Here is a 15650-nt window from a genome sequence, read left to right as displayed (position 1 = left end):
AAACTGGCCATTGGAGACGGGTAGACGCATCGACTACCTCTTCGTCCGCTGTCACGGAAACGGCCCGACGCTACGCCTGGTGGACTGCTGGCAGATCTTCAACCAGTCGGTGAACGGCGTCTGGACCAGCGACCACTTCGGCCTTGCAGCGGATCTGGAAGAGGCCCGGCAACGTCGCTGCCAGTGATCTGAGAGCGCGCTGCACAAGGTGGTGCCATAGCCGTGATGTTGCATTCACGGCGGATCTGCGGTTCCGCGTGGTGGGGTAACTGGACTGCCTGAGCCGACATCAAATCTGGACGGGTTTCAACGCTGAAACGGCCAAGCAGGACGCGCAGGCGGAGCCTGCGCGTTGGGGAGAGCGTCTTCGCGAAGCGAAGCCCTACAGGGGTCGAGGCTCCGACTCGACTGGGAGCGACGCCTGAGCCCCGAGCGCGAAGCGCCTCTTTGCGAAGCCCTTTTGCTCGGGGCGGGCATCAGACGGCTCACCACCCAGATGGGGCAACGGGCGGGAGGAGCCGGTCCGCCTACTACTTGGCGTTGGCCTTGAGGTAGTCGGAGTTCATGCGGGCGATCGTGTCCAGCGGGATGCCCTTCGGGCACACCGCCGTGCACTCGCCCGTGTTCGTGCAGCCGCCGAACCCCTCCGCGTCCATCTGGTCCACCATGGCCTTGGCGCGCGAGAGGCGTTCCGGCTGGCCCTGGGGCAGGAGGCTCAGGTGGGTGATCTTGGCGGCGGTGAAGAGGGAGGCCGAGCCGTTGGGGCAGGCCGCCACGCAGGCGCCGCAGCCGATGCACGTGGCCGCGTCGAAGGCCGCGTCCGCGTCCTCCTTGCGTACGGGGACGCTGTGGGCGTCCGGGGCCGAGCCGGCCGGGACCGAGACGAAGCCGCCCGCCTGGATGATCCGGTCGAAGGCGCTGCGGTCCACGACCAGGTCCTTGACGACCGGGAAGGGGGCCGCACGCCACGGCTCGATGGTGACCTCGGCGCCGTCCTCGAAGTGGCGCATGTGCAGCTGGCACGTCGTCGTGGCGCGCTGCTCGCCGTGCGCCACGCCGTTGATGACCATGCCGCACATGCCGCAGATGCCCTCGCGGCAGTCGTGGTCGAAGGCGATCGGGTCGTCGCCCTCCAGGATGAGGCGCTCGTTCAGGACGTCCAGCATCTCCAGGAAGGACATGTCCGGGGAGATGTCCTCCACCCGGTACGTCACCATCCGGCCGGAGTCGGCAGGCCCGCTCTGACGCCAGACCTTAAGGGTCAGGTTCATGCCCGGGGCTCCTTCGCTTCGCTCAGTCGCCCGAACCCGGGCATGAACAGGTTGCTGTGTCTGATGGTTCGCTCGCTCCGCCCGCTCACTTGTAGCTCCGCTGGGTCATCTTGACGTACTCGTACTCGAGCGGTTCCTTGTGCAGCACCGGCTCACCGGAAGGGGAGAACTCCCAGGCCGACACGTGCGCGAAGTTCTCGTCGTCGCGCAGCGCCTCGCCGTCGGCGTCCTGGGACTCGGCGCGGAAGTGGCCGCCGCAGGACTCCGTGCGGACCAGGGCGTCCAGGCACATGAGCTCGGCCAGGTCGAAGAAGTCGGCGACGCGTCCGGCCCGCTCCAGCACCTGGTTGAGCTCCTCGGCGGTCCCGGTCACCTTGACGTCGCGCCAGAACTCCTCGCGCAGCTCGGGGATGCGCTCCAGAGCCTTGCGCAGCGACTCCTCCGTACGCTCCATGCCGCAGTAGTCCCACATGAGCTTGCCCAGCTCGCGGTGGAAGGAGTCAGGGGTACGCTCGCCGTTCACGGACAGCAGCCGGTCGATCTTCGAGCGGACCTTGATCTCGGCCGCCGCCACGGACTCCTCGTCCACGTCGCCGAACGGCCCGGACGCCAGGTAGTCGCCGATGGTGGTCGGAAGCACGAAATATCCGTCGGCCAGGCCCTGCATCAGCGCTGACGCGCCGAGGCGGTTGGCGCCGTGGTCGGAGAAGTTGGCCTCACCGATGACGAAGAGCCCCGGGATCGTCGACTGCAGGTCGTAGTCCACCCACAGCCCGCCCATCGTGTAGTGGACGGCCGGGTAGATGCGCATCGGCACCTCGTACGGGTTCTCGCTCGTGATGCGCTCGTACATCTCGAACAGGTTGCCGTACTTCTTCTCCACGGCGTCGCGCCCGAGGCGGTTGATGGCGTCGCGGAAGTCCAGGTACACGCCCAGGCCGCCGGGGCCGACGCCGCGGCCCTCGTCGCAGACGTTCTTGGCGGCGCGGGAGGCGATGTCACGCGGGACCAGGTTGCCGAAGGCCGGGTAGATCCGCTCCAGGTAGTAGTCGCGCTCCTCGTCCGGGATGTCGCCGGGGGCACGGTCGTCGTTCTTGCGCAGCGGCACCCACACGCGGCCGTCGTTGCGCAGCGACTCCGACATCAGCGTCAGCTTCGACTGGTACTCGCCGGAGACGGGGATGCAGGTCGGGTGGATCTGCGTGTAGCAGGGGTTGGCGAAGTACGCGCCGCGCTCGTGCGCCCGCCAGATCGCCGTCGTGTTGCAGCCCTTGGCGTTCGTGGACAGGAAGAACACGTTCCCGTAGCCGCCCGTGGCCAGCACCACGGCGTCAGCGACGTGGCGCTCGATCTCACCGGTCACCATGTCGCGCACGATGATGCCGCGCGCCCGCCCGTCGGAGACGATCAGGTCGAGCATCTCGTGCCGCGTGTACATGGTCACGTTCCCGGCCGCGACCTGCCGCTCGAGCGCCTGGTACGCGCCCAGCAGCAGCTGCTGCCCCGTCTGGCCGCGGGCGTAGAACGTACGGGAGACCTGGGCGCCGCCGAACGAGCGGGTGTCCAGCAGGCCTCCGTACTCGCGGGCGAAGGGCACGCCCTGCGCCACGGCCTGGTCGATGATGTTCACCGATACCTGGGCGAGGCGGTAGACGTTCGACTCGCGGGCGCGGAAGTCGCCGCCCTTCACCGTGTCATAGAAAAGGCGGTAAATGCTGTCACCGTCGCCGCGGTAGTTCTTCGCGGCGTTGATCCCGCCCTGCGCGGCGATGGAGTGCGCGCGGCGCGGCGAGTCCTGGTAGCAGAACGACTTGACGTTGTAGCCCAGCTCGCCCAGCGTCGCCGCGGCCGAGCCGCCCGCCAGCCCGGTGCCGACCACGATCACGTTGAGCTTGCGCTTGTTGGCGGGGTTGACCAGCTTCGCGCTGAACTTCCGCTTCTCCCACCGCTCCTCGACGGGCCCGGCCGGAGCCTTGGTGTCCCGGATCTCCGGGCCTTCCGAAAACCTAATCACTTCACAACTCCGAACGTGATCGCGAGGGGCGGGGCCAGGAAGCCGAGGACCAGCACGATGGACAGCAGCCCCGCGATCGGCCGAAGAGCCTTGTCACGCGTGTGGTTGGCCCAGCCGAGGGTCTGGAAGGCACTCCAGACGCCGTGCCGCAGGTGCATGCCGACCATGACGACGGCCACCACGTAGATCAGGGTCACCCACCACCGGGACGGGTCGAAGCCGGCGATCATCCGGTCGGCGGGGGCGGAGTCGTACCCCTTGGGGTTCACGACGCCGAAGGTCAGGTCGAGCAGGTGCCAGATGACGAAGAACAGGATCGTGAGGCCGCCGAACCGCATGATGTGCGTGGCGTAGCCGTTCGCCTGCGACTTCTTGGCGACGTACTTGACCGGCCTGGCGTGGCGGGCCCGCCGCGCCAGCGAGATGGCGGCCCACATGTGCAGGACGACCGACGCGACGAGCCCGATCTCGAGCACGGTCAGCACCGTCCGGTACGGCACGATCGGCTCGAGGAGCGTGCGCAGCGCGTACGCGTACTCGTTGAACGAGTCCTTGCCGAGGAAGATCTTGAGGTTGCCCAGCATGTGGAGGACGAGGAACGACACCATCACGGCCCCCGTGACGGCCATGACGACTTTCTTGCCGTTCGACGAGCGCAGGAACCCGCCGGGCCTCCTGCTCGTTGGAGCGTTCTTGGGAGATGTAACAGGCGCGGTGGCTGCGCCGCGCTCTATCGTGGCAGTCACATCTTCAAACGCTAGGTATCCAGCAATGATCCGTCCAAGTCATGATGGGTCTGGTTTCGATAGCCTCCGGCTATGAGGCTTGGTTTGTACGGTCGCGTACGCTGAGGACACCCACTGGGTGCGAGGAAAATCACATGCAGTTGCAGCAGCTCGCGTACTTCGTCGCCGTCGCGGAGGCCCGGCATTTCACCCAGGCCGCCGAGCGCATGCGGGTCGCGCAGCCGTCGCTCAGCAAGCAGATCAAGGCCCTGGAGGCCGATCTGGGCGCTCGCCTGTTCTCCCGGGCGCGGGGCAACGTCACGCTGACCGCCGCCGGCGAGGCCCTGCTGCCGCTCGCCCGCCGGATCCTCGCCGACGCCGACACCGCCAGGCAGGAGGTGGCCCAGCTCGCCGGGCTCCGCAGGGGCCGGGTGCGGCTCGGGGCCACGCCCTCGCTCTGCGCGGGGCTGCTGGCCGACGCGCTTGCCCGCTTCCACCGCGCGTACCCCGGCATCGAGCTGCTGGTGGAGGAGGGCGGCTCGCGTGACCTGATCAGGGCGCTGGCCCGGGGGCAGCTCGACATGTCGCTGATCATCATGCCGCTGCAGAGCGACGACCCCGCGCTGGTGACCGAGGAGATCCTCAGGGAGAACCTCGTGGTCGTCTCCCCCTCGCACGAGCGGTTGAAGGGCCCGTACATGGAGATCGAGGCCCTGCGCGGGCGCCAGATGGTGATGTTCAGGCGCGGCTACGACCTGCGGGAGGCCACGCTGGCGGCGTGCCGGCAGGCGGGGTTCGAGCCCCGGTTCGCGGTGCAGGGCGGCGAGATGGACGCCGTGCTGAGGTTCGTGGAGGCCGGGCTGGGCGTGGCCGTGGTGCCCTCGATGGTGCTCGACGGCCGCCCCGGGCTCTCGGGCACGCCGCTCGCTCCGCCCGGGCTCAGCCGTACGATCGCGCTGGCCCACCGGAAGGACGTCGAGCCGACCAGGGCCGCCCAGGCGTTCAGGGAGACCCTGCTGTCGTTCGTCGTGGAGGCCGGTCACGAGGGCACGCTTCCACAAGGGGTGGAGCTCATCGCAGAATGAACATCGACAGCCCGACTCTCCCGTGAGGCGTTTGTGACGGCAAATCTTTCAGAGACGCTGACGCTGCTCCTCGTCGAGGACGACGACGGCGACGCCTTCCTCGTGGAGGAGCTGCTCAAGCAGGCCGACGCGCCGCCGAGGATCTTCTGGGCGCGCAGCCTGCAGGAGGCCAAGGCCAAGCTGACGCCCCAGATCCAGTGCGTGCTGGTCGATCTCTCGCTCCCCGACGCGCACGGGCTCGAGGCGCTGGAGGAGGTGCTGGTGCTGGCGCCGCACAGCGCCGTGCTGGTGCTCACCGGGCTTCGGGACACGCACGTGGGCGTCGCCGCCGTGCAGGCCGGCGCGCAGGACTTCCTGGTCAAGGGGGACATCGACGCGCGGCTGCTGGCCAGGGCGATCAGGTACGCGATGGAGCGCAAGCGGGCCGACCTGGCTCAGCTCAGGCTCGTGCAGGCGGAGCTGACGGCCCAGGAGAACTCCAGGCTGGAGAGCGCCCTGCTCCCCGACGCCCTGCTGCACACCCAGGCGATCGAGCACGTCACCCGCTACCTGCCCGGCAGCGGCGGAACGCTGGCCGGCGACTTCTTCGACACCGTGCAGACCCCCGACGGCTCGGTGCACGTCGTGGTCGGCGACGTGTGCGGGCACGGCCCCGACGAGGCCGCGCTCGGCGTGGCGCTGCGCATCGCCTGGCGCACGCTGGTGCTGGCCGGCCAGACGGACGACACGCTGCTGCGTACGCTCGACGCCCTGCTGCGTGCCGAGCGCAAGGCTCCCGAGATCTTCACCACCCTGTGCATGGCCACGATCACCCCCGACCTGCGCAACGCCAGGATGCGGGTGGTCGGGCACCCGCCGCCCGTGCTCGTGCGTGACGGCGCCGTCCAGGTGGTGGACGGCACGCCCTCCGGCCCGCCGCTCGGGATCTTCATGGACGCGGAGTGGTCGGTGATCGACGTGCCGCTGGGCGAGGAGTGGTCGATGATGCTCTACACCGACGGGCTGATCGAGGCGGTCGTGGGCGAGCGCGACGAGATGCTCGGCGTCGAGGGCCTGCTCGACCTCGTACGCGAGCACGGCGCCATCGACCTCGACCGGCTCATCACCCGGGTGGGCACGCTGAGCGACGACCTCGCCGCGGTCCTGGTCCGCAGGAGGAGACCATGAGCATCCACCCGCTGCCTCCGCCCAAGGAGCCGACCGGGCTGGGCAGGCTGCCCGTGGCCCGCTGGTTCCTGATCATGGGCGTGGTGGCCTTCGTCGTGCTCCTGGCCGGGATCGTGGTCGCGATGATGATGAGCTCGCGCGCCCGCGCGCTGGCGAAGGTGCCCGCCGTCGAGGCGCAGCTCGACCGGCTCAACGTGGCGCTGATCGTGCTCTTCGCGGTGATGCTCGTGTTCGTCGCGGCGCTGGCGTTCATCATCCGGTACGCCGTGCTGAAGCCCGTCGACCAGCTCACCCAGCAGGTGCGCAAGGTCGCCGCCGGCGACTTCGACCACACCCTGCACGTCGACAGGCCGGCCGAGCTGGCCGAGCTGTCCAGCCACGTCGACTCCATGCGCGACCGCATCGTGTCGGCCTGGCGGGTGGCCACCGACCAGGCGGAGGAGCTGCGCAGATCCAACGGGGAGCTGGAGCAGTTCGCGTACGTGGCCAGCCACGACCTGCAGGAGCCGCTGCGCAAGGTCGCCAGCTTCACGCAGATGCTGGAGCAGCGCTACGGCACCCAGCTCGACGAGCGGGCCAAGCAGTACATCCACTACGCCGTCGACGGCGCCAAGCGCATGCAGCTGCTGATCAACGACCTGCTCGACTTCTCCAGGGTCGGCCGGGTCCCCGGCGAGAAGACCGCGATCGACTCGGGCGCGGCCCTCGACAGGGCGCTGGAGAACCTGTCGGCCACGATCGAGGACACCCAGGCCACCGTCACCAGGGACGAACTGCCCAAGGTCAGGGCCAACCGGCTCCAGCTCGCCCAGCTGTTCCAGAACCTGATCGAGAACGCCGTCAAGTTCCGCTCCGAGGCGCCGCCGCGCATCCACATCGGGGCGAGCAGGTCCGGCGACATGTGGGAGTTCAGCTGCTCGGACAACGGCATCGGGGTCGAGCCCAAGTACGCCGACCGCATCTTCCTGATATTCCAGCGACTCCACCCCCGCGACGTGTATCCGGGCACTGGCATCGGGCTGGCGCTGTGCCGCAAGATCGTCGAGTACCACGGCGGACAGCTCTGGCTCGACGGCGGTGCCGAGGGCCAGGGCGCGACGTTCCGCTGGACGTTGCCGGCGGCTGGAGACGACGATGAATGACTGGCGCCCGATCGAGGTGCTGCTGGTGGAGGACGACCAGGGCGACATCCTGCTCACCAAGGAGGCCTTCGACTTCAACAAGGTGCGAAACCGGCTCAACGTGGTCAACGACGGCGAGCAGGCGATGGCGTACCTGCGCAAAGAGGACGGCTTCGCCGACGCGCCGCGCCCCGACCTCATCCTGCTCGACCTCAACCTGCCCAGGATGAGCGGCATGGAGGTGCTGGCGGAGGTCAAGGCGGACGCCACGTTGCGGACGATCCCGGTGGTGATCCTGACGACCTCCGAGGCGGAGGAGGACATCCTGCACAGCTACCGGCTGCATGCCAATGCGTATGTGTCCAAACCGGTGGATTTTGAGCAATTTATCCGGGTTGTCCGGCAAATCGATGATTTTTTCGTGACAGTGGTTAAGTTGCCTGCCCAAGGGCAGCGTTCCTGACGGGCCTACGTGACAGGAATCACAGCAAGTCATCGAAATTGTGAGTGACCCCGCTCACAATTTCCCATGCTGTCGTCGTAACGTATCCCCCACCAACGCGCGCCTGAGCGGCTACCGCACGCGCGCCCAGCGAAACGAACCACGGACCCCATGCGCGATGGTCCGCGGGAGGTGGAGAGGTCCGCGATGACCCAGACGACGCCCGAAGCCCCTGTCAGAAGGCAGCGAGCGCAAGTCAAGGTGCGCACGCTGCGCACGGACAGATGGTGGCTGGTCCCGCTGCTGACATTCCTCGGGCTCAGCTCGTTCCTTGTCTATGGCGTGTGGGCGATCATCGATAACAGCTATTTCGTCGATCCCTACATAGCGCCGTTCTCCTCGCCGTGCCTGGCGACGTCGTGTCCCGAGGGGGCACGGCTGTTCGGCTGGGCGCCGTTCGGCGACTGGTACGCCCTTCCGCCGGGGCTGCTGATCCTCGGCCTGCCGGGCGGGTTCCGACTTACCTGCTACTACTACCGCAAGTCCTACTATCGCTCGTTCTGGCTGTCACCGCCGGCGTGCGCCGTCCAGGAGCCGCACGGCAAGTACACCGGTGAGCGGCGCTTCCCGCTGATCATCCAGAACATCCACAGGTACTTCTTCTACGCGGCCATCGTGATCGGCCTCGTCCTGGCCTACGACGCCGTCCTGGCGCTCATCCACAAGCCGCTCGGCCTGGGCACCTGGATCCTGATCGCCAACGCCGTCCTGATCAACGCCTACACACTGTCGTGCCACTCCTGCAGGCACATCACGGCGGGCCGGCTCAACCACTTCTCCCGTCACCCGCTGCGCTACCGGGCCTGGACGTTCGTCTCCAAGCTCAACGCCAAGCACCAGCCCCTCGCGTGGGCCTCGATGTTCTCCGTCATGGGCGCCGACCTGTACGTCCGCCTGGTGGCCAAGGGCATCATCGCCTTCCCGTACGCGTAAGGACCAGCTTCAGTGGAAAACTCGCTTAACACAGAGCGTCACGAATACGACGTCGTCGTCATCGGCGCGGGCGGCGCCGGCCTGCGGGCCGCGATCGAGGCCCGCCAGCAGGGCAAGAGGACCGCGATCGTCTGCAAGTCGCTGTTCGGCAAGGCCCACACGGTCATGGCCGAGGGCGGCGCGGCCGCCGCGATGGGCAACGTCAACCCCGACGACAACTGGATGGTGCACTTCCGTGACACCATGCGGGGCGGCAAGTTCCTCAACAACTGGCGGATGGCCGAGCTGCACGCCAAGGAGGCGCCCGACCGCGTCTGGGAGCTGGAGGCCTGGGGCGCGCTGTTCGACCGCACCAAGGACGGCAAGATCAGCCAGCGGAACTTCGGCGGGCACGAGTACCCGCGGCTCGCACACGTGGGCGACCGTACCGGGCTGGAGCTCATCCGCACGCTGCAGCAGCGCGTCGTCGCACTCCAGCAGGAGGACTACGAGAAGCACGGCGACTACGAGGCCTACATCAAGGTCTTCGCCGAGTGCACGGTCACGCGGCTGCTCAAGGACGGCGACCGGATCTCCGGCGCGTACGGCTACTGGCGCGAGTCCGGAAATTTCGTGCTCTTCGACGCCCCGGCCGTGGTCCTGGCCACCGGCGGCATCGGCAAGTCGTACGTCGTCACGTCCAACTCGTGGGAGTACACCGGTGACGGCCACGCCCTGGCCCTGCTCGCCGGCGCCAACCTGATCAACATGGAGTTCATCCAGTTCCACCCCACCGGGATGGTCTGGCCGCCGTCCGTGCGCGGCATCCTCGTCACCGAGTCCGTACGCGGTGACGGCGGCGTGCTGCGCAACTCCGAGGGCAAGCGCTTCATGTTCGACTACATCCCGGACGTGTTCAAGGACAAGTACGCGACCACGGAGGAGGAGGGCGACCGCTGGTACACCGACCAGGCCAACAACCGGCGCCCGCCGGAGCTGCTGCCGCGTGACGAGGTGGCCCGCGCCATCAACGCCGAGGTGAAGGCCGGTCGCGGCTCACCGCAGGGCGGCGTCTTCCTCGACGTCTCCACCCGGCTGCCGGCCGAGGAGATCAAGAAGCGGCTGCCGTCGATGCACCACCAGTTCAAGGAGCTGGCCGACGTCGACATCACCGCCGAGCCCATGCAGGTGGGCCCGACCTGCCACTACATCATGGGCGGCGTCGAGGTGGACGCCGACACCGGCGCGGCGGCCGTCCCGGGGCTGTTCGCCGCGGGCGAGGTGTCCGGCGGCATGCACGGCTCCAACCGGCTGGGCGGCAACTCGCTGTCCGACCTGCTGGTGTTCGGGCGGCGGGCGGGCGCGGGCGCGGCGGCGTACGTCGACTCGCTCGAGACCAGGCCCAAGGTCTCCCCCGAGCTCGTGGCGGAGGCCCGCGAGGAGGCGACGGCGCCGCTGGGGCGCGACGGCGAGAACCCGTACGAGGTCCACCACGAGCTCCAGCGGACGATGAACGACCTGGTCGGCATCATCCGCAAGGCCGAGGAGGTCGGCGAGGCGCTCCAGGTCGTGGAGAAGCTCAAGGAGCGCGTGCGGCTGGTCGGCGCGGCCGGGTCCCGCATCTACAACCCCGGCTGGCACCTCGCGATCGACCTGCGCAACATGGTGCTGGTCTCGGAGTGCGTGGCGCGCGCCGCGCTGTTGCGCGAGGAGAGCCGCGGCGGCCACACCCGCGACGACTTCCCCGGCATGAACCCGGAATGGCGCCGCAAGCTGCTCGTCTGCTCCACCGAGGACGGCTCCGCGGTCAAGGTCGAGGAGAAGCTCCAGCCGCGCATGCGCGACGACCTGATCACCCTGTTCGACGGGGACGAGCTGAAGAAGTACCTCACCGAGGAAGAGATGACCGATTTCGACGGGATTTCGAAATGAGCTACAAGGCGAAGTTCAAGGTCTGGCGCGGTGAGGGCGGCGAGGGCAAGCTCGAGGACTTCACCGTGGAGGTGAACGAGGGCGAGGTCGTCCTCGACATCATCCACCGGCTGCAGGCCACGCAGGCGCCCGATCTGGCGGTGCGCTGGAACTGCAAGGCGGGCAAGTGCGGCTCGTGCAGCATGGAGATCAACGGCAAGCCGCGGCTGGGCTGCATGACCCGGATGTCCACCTTCGAGGAGGACGAGACCATCACGGTCACGCCGATGCGGACGTTCCCGGTCATCAAGGACCTCGTCACGGACGTGTCGTTCAACTACCAGAAGGCCAGGGAGGTCCCGTCCTTCACGCCGCCCGCGGGCGTCCAGCCGGGCGAGTACCGGATGCAGCAGGTCGATGTCGAGCGGTCCCAGGAGTTCCGCAAGTGCATCGAGTGCTTCATGTGCAACAACGTCTGCCACGTGATCCGCGACCACGAGGAGAACAAGGCCAATTTCTCCGGCCCCCGGTTCCTCATGCGGATCGCCGAGCTGGACATGCACCCGTACGACGTGGCGGACCGGCAGGAGGCCGCCCAGGACCAGCACGGACTGGGCTACTGCAACATCACCAAGTGCTGCACCGAGGTCTGCCCCGAGCACATCAAGATCACCGACAACGCGCTGATCCCGATGAAGGAGCGCGTGGTGGACCGCAAGTACGACCCGCTGGTGTGGCTCGGCAACAAGATCTTCAAGCGCGCCAAGTAGGCACGCACGAATGAGGGGGGCTGGATCTCCAGCCCCCCTTTCGTTCACTTCTTGCGGCCCCAGCGCCTGCGCTTGGGGTCAGGCATCTCCTTGGTGGTCTCAGGACGCTCCTCCTGAGCCTGCTCCTCCTGAGCCTGTGGCAGCGGCTGGATGGCCGTCACGTCCGCCTCGGGGGCCAGGTAGGGCGGCGGCTCGTACTCCTGCTGCCGGGACTCCGGCTGGAACAGGGACTGGCCCTGCCACGGCTCCGTGTCGCCGGACTCCGCCGCCGAGGCCGGCCCGAGCGGGCGCTCCTGACCCGCGCCCTCGTAGGGCTCGGAGCCGCCCGGCGGGATGTCCGACGGCGGCGCCGGCGGGACCAGGGGCTCGAACGGGTCGCGGTACTCCTTGGGCGGCTCGTGGTTGAAGGAGTCGAACTCGTCCGGGTGCAGCACCACGGGCTCCGCCGGAGCCTCCGGCACGTACCCCTGAGGCGGGTACCCGGGCTCCTCGTACACGGGGACAGGCCCGGCCGGGTACGTCTGCACCGGCACGAAGCTGATGATCGGCGCGTACGCCGTGCCGCCCGGGTAGCCGGGCGCGGGGAAGCCGGCCGTGGCGTAGTAACCGGGCCCGGCGGGGTAGCCGCCGCCCGGAGGCATGTCCGGGCGTCCCGCCTGCGGCCCCGCCTTGCGTACGGCCGCCGCGTGGGCCATCCTGCGCAGCCGCCCCTCGAAGATCAGGACGGCGAAGAGCGCGAGCAGGACCAGCACCAGCGCCGGGATGCTGAGCTTCTGCGCCAGCGACTTCTGGTCGAACTCCGGCGCGGCGTTACGCAGCTCCAGCGGCACCTCCTCGGAGGAGGCGGGCTGCGTCTCGGTCGGCGTCGGAGGGGCGCTGGTCGCCGTCTCGACCGGCGCGATCGACGGCATGTCGACGGACGCCTCGGCGGTGTTGCTCGGCGAGATACTCGGCTCAGGCACCTCCACGCTCTGCGTGGGCAGAGGCTGGAGGTTCTGCGTGGGGGTGCTCTGCGGCGGGGTGGTCGCCGGGGGCGGCGTGGTCTTCTTCGGCGTGGAGGTCTTGGTCGGCTTCTTCGGAGTCGAGGTGACGGTCCTGGTGACCGTCGTCTCCGGCTGCTCGGGCTCCGGCGTATCCGCCGTCTCCGTGACCGTTACGGTGGTCTCCGGCGGGCTGTCGCACAGCTCGCTGGCGTCACAGGGGTCCACGGGCTCGTACGCCGACACGGAGGCGCTCGCGCTCTGCATGATGAACGGAGTCACTCCGGCGCCGGCCAGACCCAGCGCCAGGACGATAGCGGACACGGCCGTCGCTCGAGTGCGTGCCACCGGTGCCCTCCGCGCAGTCCCGAAACCTTGGTCAAGGGAATACTAGTCGGGTCAAAGTAAGAGTAAAGCCGGGATTAACCTACGTTTTGCGTTTTTGACGTCTTTGTACCGTGCCAATCAGCCACAGAGCGCCCAGCAGCACACCGATGCCCATGGCGGCGAACGGCAGCCCCGTTGCGCCGCCGTCCAACGGGCTCGCCCATCTGACGGGCTCGACCCGCTTGCGCGCCACGGCCACCCCCCACGGCCACGGCGCCACCCCCTGTGCCGCGTCCGCACCGAGCGAGGGCAACACCGCGGGACGGGCTCGCATGGGCTGCCGCAGCGCGTCGGCTCCGTGCTTGTGCACGCCCGCCTGCCGCTCTTTGGCGCAGTCCTTGTCGCTCTCCTGCCGGCCGGGTTCTGGGCTCCTCGTCGCGATCCCGGCCCCTGCCGCCAGTGCCGGCGCCGGGCCGGACGCGACCGCCGCCCGGTCCGCGTCGGCCATCCCGTTCACGCGCACCCCGAAGCGCTGAACGTCTCCCGTCCTGATCCACTTCCCCGGCCCGCGCGCATGCTCGAGCACCAGTGACATCCGGTCAGCCGCCACGGGGACGGTCGGCACCGCCAGGATCAGCGCCCCCGCAATGACCCAGCCACGCCGCATCACTCCCCACTCCCTCGCGACAGATGTCACCCGTAGTAGTCATTGTGTCACGCAGGGGGATGTCTTAATCGCGGGAAAGCAGGAGATTTTCCACCGTTTTCATAACAGGCAGATCCGCGCCCAGCCAGTCGACGGAGTAGTACTCGCCGGGCCCCAGCCACCGCAGCGCCAGATGCTCGCGGGCCTCGGGCACGCCGGAGGCCAGGGAGCAGAGCCAGACGCGCAGAACGTACCCGTCGGAGAGCGGCCAGTCCCCGCCCACCCGCTCGCCCACCGCGACCTCCACGCCGAGCTCCTCGCGGCACTCCCGCACCAGTGCCTCCGCCTCGCTCTCGCCGGGATCCACCTTCCCGCCAGGGAACTCCCAGCCGCCCGCGAGCGCGGCGGGCTCCGCGCGCTGGGCGGCGAGCACCTGGGCCCCCGGGGCGACGATCACCGCGGCCACCACGACCGTGTCGAATTCGTTCACAAGGAAGGATTCTGCAGCTTCTTGAGCTGCGCGAGAACGTCGGGGTTCTGCAGGGGACGGGTGAAACCCATGCGATTGGCACGCGCCTGGTAGCTCGTGACCTTGATCGGCCCGCACAACCGGCACCTGGCCTCCAACATCTTGCCCTTCGACACGACCAGCCCCACATGGCCGGGGTTGTCGGCGGAGGTTCCCGGGCCGGCGTTGAAGAACACCAGGTCTCCCGGCTGCTCCTGGCCGCCTAAAACCTTCTCCCCGAACGGCCACTGCGTGAACGTCGTACGCGGGATCGTCAGCCCGGCCGCCCGGTACGCGGCGTAGATCACGCCCGAGCAGTCGAAGGCGTCGGGCCCCGTCCCGCCCCAGAGGTACGGCTTGCCGCGCTGCGCGAGCGCGTACTCGAGGATCTTGGCCACGACGTCGTTCGGCGCGGCCTCCACCAGCGGCTCGTCGCACTCCTCCGAGGCCTGCGGCGGCACCTTGACGTCGCCCGACTTGGCATATTTCCTGGCGATCTCCACGACCTGGTCGACGTACCACCAGGCCCGGTTGTAGACGAACAGCGCCTGCCGCACGTTCTCGGGCGCGCCGTTGCGCTTGAGCATCCTCGCGGCGCCCAGAATGGCGTCGGCCGGGTTGTAGATGTCGCCCACGCCGTCACCGTCGCCGTCGGACGCGTACCCGGTGAACTTCGACGACATCGGGACCTGGGCCTTGCCGCCCCACGTGGAGATCAGGAACTGCATCGGCCCGGCCGCGCCCGCGTAGTTGGTGCCGCTCTTGACGCCGGGCAGGTTGGAGCGGCCGTGGTCGGTCTCGCGCTTGCCCACGGCGGCCAGGATGTTCCACTGGACGCCGATCTTCTTGCCGTACTCCTTGTACAGCTCCAGGTATTTGGGAGGAATGTCGGCCGTGCCCGAGTCGGACACGTCCTCCACCTGCTTGCTGTCGTTGCAGTCGGGCGAGGTGCCGCCGTCGCTGAGGAACGACGGCATCGAGATCAGCAGCATCGGCGACACGATGACCGCCGCGAGCAGCAGCAGCCCGGCGGCGCCGATCAGCAGGGCGAGCCGGGCCCGGGAGAGCTTCACCCCGAGGTGTCCCCCTCCTCGTCGCCTTCCTGGCCCTCCGTGGCAGGCCGGATGTCGAAGATCCGCCAGTCGTCCACGAGCTGGCTCACCGTGACCGCGTACTCCTCCGTGAGCTGCTTGGCGCCGCTCTTCGCGGCCTCCTGCCGGGTCGCGGTGACCACGAAGACGATGGAGGTCTTCTCGATCTGCCTGATCTCCTTCAGCCTGGCCGTGGCCGTGGAGACGATCTGGTCGTCGCGGTTGTGCTCGACGGTGCCCGCCGAGGTGACGGTCCTGGTCAGCTCGTTGCCGAGCTCAGGCGTCGTGAACACCTTCACGCGGGCCGCGTACGCCGCCGGGTCCTCGTCGTACCTGAAGGTGCCGTACGCGGCGGTGAACCGTTCGGCCAGGTCCGCCGCCGCGGCGAGCTGCTCCTTCTTCATCGGCAGGTACGAGTACACGTCGAACGGCGCGTTGCTCGCGGTCGCCAGCGGCGTGCTCGGCCCGGCAGGCGCGCTTGCGGCCCGGGCCGGCTCCTGCTTCGACTCCGCCGGGTCGTCACTCGAGTCCGGCCACATCGTCAGGTAGATGCCGACCGCGGCGATGACCACGACGATGGCGGCGAAGGCCACCCCGCGCTTGTCACCTCGCTCCGCCAT

General features: G+C 68.6%; 16 protein-coding genes. 8 read left to right on the top strand and 8 right to left on the bottom strand.

Annotated elements, in window-relative coordinates:
- Positions 1 to 10: 10 nt before the first annotated feature.
- Positions 11 to 187: a hypothetical protein gene (locus tag ABN273_RS10490; RefSeq protein ID WP_349448488.1), complete on the top strand. Its 177-nt coding sequence runs from the start codon at positions 11 to 13 to the stop codon at positions 185 to 187.
- A 343-nt stretch (positions 188 to 530) separates the two neighbouring features.
- Here ABN273_RS10490 and ABN273_RS10485 read toward each other — a convergent pair whose 3' ends face one another.
- The 3 genes from ABN273_RS10485 to ABN273_RS10475 all read right to left on the bottom strand — a co-directional run bounded on the left by ABN273_RS10485 (position 531) and on the right by ABN273_RS10475 (position 4031).
- Positions 531 to 1271, bottom strand: a complete 741-nt coding sequence (locus ABN273_RS10485) for a succinate dehydrogenase/fumarate reductase iron-sulfur subunit (protein WP_349448487.1) — start codon at positions 1269 to 1271, stop codon at positions 531 to 533.
- 85 nt (positions 1272 to 1356) lie between these two features.
- Entirely contained in the window at positions 1357 to 3285 is a 1929-nt protein-coding gene (locus ABN273_RS10480) for a fumarate reductase/succinate dehydrogenase flavoprotein subunit (protein WP_349448486.1), read from the bottom strand.
- The gene (locus ABN273_RS10475) at positions 3282 to 4031 is read right to left on the bottom strand and encodes a succinate dehydrogenase cytochrome b subunit (protein WP_349448485.1); all 750 of its coding nucleotides are present in this window, start codon (positions 4029 to 4031) and stop codon (positions 3282 to 3284) included. Before ABN273_RS10475 ends, ABN273_RS10480 begins: the two co-directional genes overlap by 4 nt.
- Before the next feature lie 134 nt (positions 4032 to 4165).
- Between ABN273_RS10475 and ABN273_RS10470 the strand changes: the two genes are divergently transcribed.
- The 7 genes from ABN273_RS10470 (at position 4166) to ABN273_RS10440 (ending at position 11478) form a co-directional block, all read left to right on the top strand.
- The gene (locus ABN273_RS10470; protein WP_349448484.1) at positions 4166 to 5095 is read left to right on the top strand and encodes a LysR family transcriptional regulator; all 930 of its coding nucleotides are present in this window, start codon (positions 4166 to 4168) and stop codon (positions 5093 to 5095) included.
- 33 nt (positions 5096 to 5128) lie between these two features.
- Positions 5129 to 6262, top strand: coding sequence for a PP2C family protein-serine/threonine phosphatase (locus ABN273_RS10465; protein WP_349448483.1), 1134 nt, complete (start codon positions 5129 to 5131; stop codon positions 6260 to 6262).
- Positions 6259 to 7404 (top strand): sensor histidine kinase, encoded by a 1146-nt coding sequence (locus ABN273_RS10460; RefSeq protein WP_349448482.1) that lies wholly within the window; start codon positions 6259 to 6261, stop codon positions 7402 to 7404. The genes ABN273_RS10465 and ABN273_RS10460 overlap by 4 nt, the downstream gene beginning before the upstream one ends.
- Positions 7397 to 7846: a response regulator gene (locus ABN273_RS10455; RefSeq protein WP_349448481.1), complete on the top strand. Its 450-nt coding sequence runs from the start codon at positions 7397 to 7399 to the stop codon at positions 7844 to 7846. Before ABN273_RS10460 ends, ABN273_RS10455 begins: the two co-directional genes overlap by 8 nt.
- Before the next feature lie 186 nt (positions 7847 to 8032).
- On the top strand, positions 8033 to 8818 hold the full coding sequence (gene sdhC / locus ABN273_RS10450; RefSeq protein ID WP_349448480.1) for a succinate dehydrogenase subunit SdhC: 786 nt from the start codon (positions 8033 to 8035) through the stop codon (positions 8816 to 8818).
- 12 nt (positions 8819 to 8830) lie between these two features.
- On the top strand, positions 8831 to 10729 hold the full coding sequence (locus ABN273_RS10445; RefSeq protein WP_349448479.1) for a fumarate reductase/succinate dehydrogenase flavoprotein subunit: 1899 nt from the start codon (positions 8831 to 8833) through the stop codon (positions 10727 to 10729).
- Positions 10726 to 11478, top strand: coding sequence for a succinate dehydrogenase/fumarate reductase iron-sulfur subunit (locus tag ABN273_RS10440; protein WP_349448478.1), 753 nt, complete (start codon positions 10726 to 10728; stop codon positions 11476 to 11478). Before ABN273_RS10445 ends, ABN273_RS10440 begins: the two co-directional genes overlap by 4 nt.
- A gap of 44 nt (positions 11479 to 11522) precedes the next feature.
- On the opposite strand, the gene ABN273_RS10435 is transcribed toward ABN273_RS10440, so the two are convergent.
- The 5 genes from ABN273_RS10435 to ABN273_RS10415 form a co-directional block, all read right to left on the bottom strand.
- Positions 11523 to 12806 (bottom strand): hypothetical protein, encoded by a 1284-nt coding sequence (locus tag ABN273_RS10435; protein WP_349448477.1) that lies wholly within the window; start codon positions 12804 to 12806, stop codon positions 11523 to 11525.
- A 79-nt stretch (positions 12807 to 12885) separates the two neighbouring features.
- Entirely contained in the window at positions 12886 to 13452 is a 567-nt protein-coding gene (locus tag ABN273_RS10430) for a hypothetical protein (RefSeq protein ID WP_349448476.1), read from the bottom strand.
- Positions 13453 to 13516: 64 nt separating this feature from the next.
- Positions 13517 to 13921 (bottom strand): (deoxy)nucleoside triphosphate pyrophosphohydrolase, encoded by a 405-nt coding sequence (locus tag ABN273_RS10425; protein ID WP_349448475.1) that lies wholly within the window; start codon positions 13919 to 13921, stop codon positions 13517 to 13519.
- A complete protein-coding gene (locus ABN273_RS10420; protein WP_349448474.1) occupies positions 13918 to 15012 on the bottom strand; it encodes a C40 family peptidase in 1095 nt (364 codons plus the stop codon). Before ABN273_RS10420 ends, ABN273_RS10425 begins: the two co-directional genes overlap by 4 nt.
- Entirely contained in the window at positions 15009 to 15650 is a 642-nt protein-coding gene (locus ABN273_RS10415; RefSeq protein WP_349448473.1) for a hypothetical protein, read from the bottom strand. Before ABN273_RS10415 ends, ABN273_RS10420 begins: the two co-directional genes overlap by 4 nt.

It is taken from the genome of Nonomuraea sp. B19D2 (assembly GCF_040137845.1).
In the GTDB taxonomy this organism is placed as follows: domain Bacteria; phylum Actinomycetota; class Actinomycetes; order Streptosporangiales; family Streptosporangiaceae; genus Nonomuraea.
The sequence above is the reverse complement of the archived record's forward strand: the minus strand, read 5'-3'. Positions and strand labels throughout refer to the sequence as shown.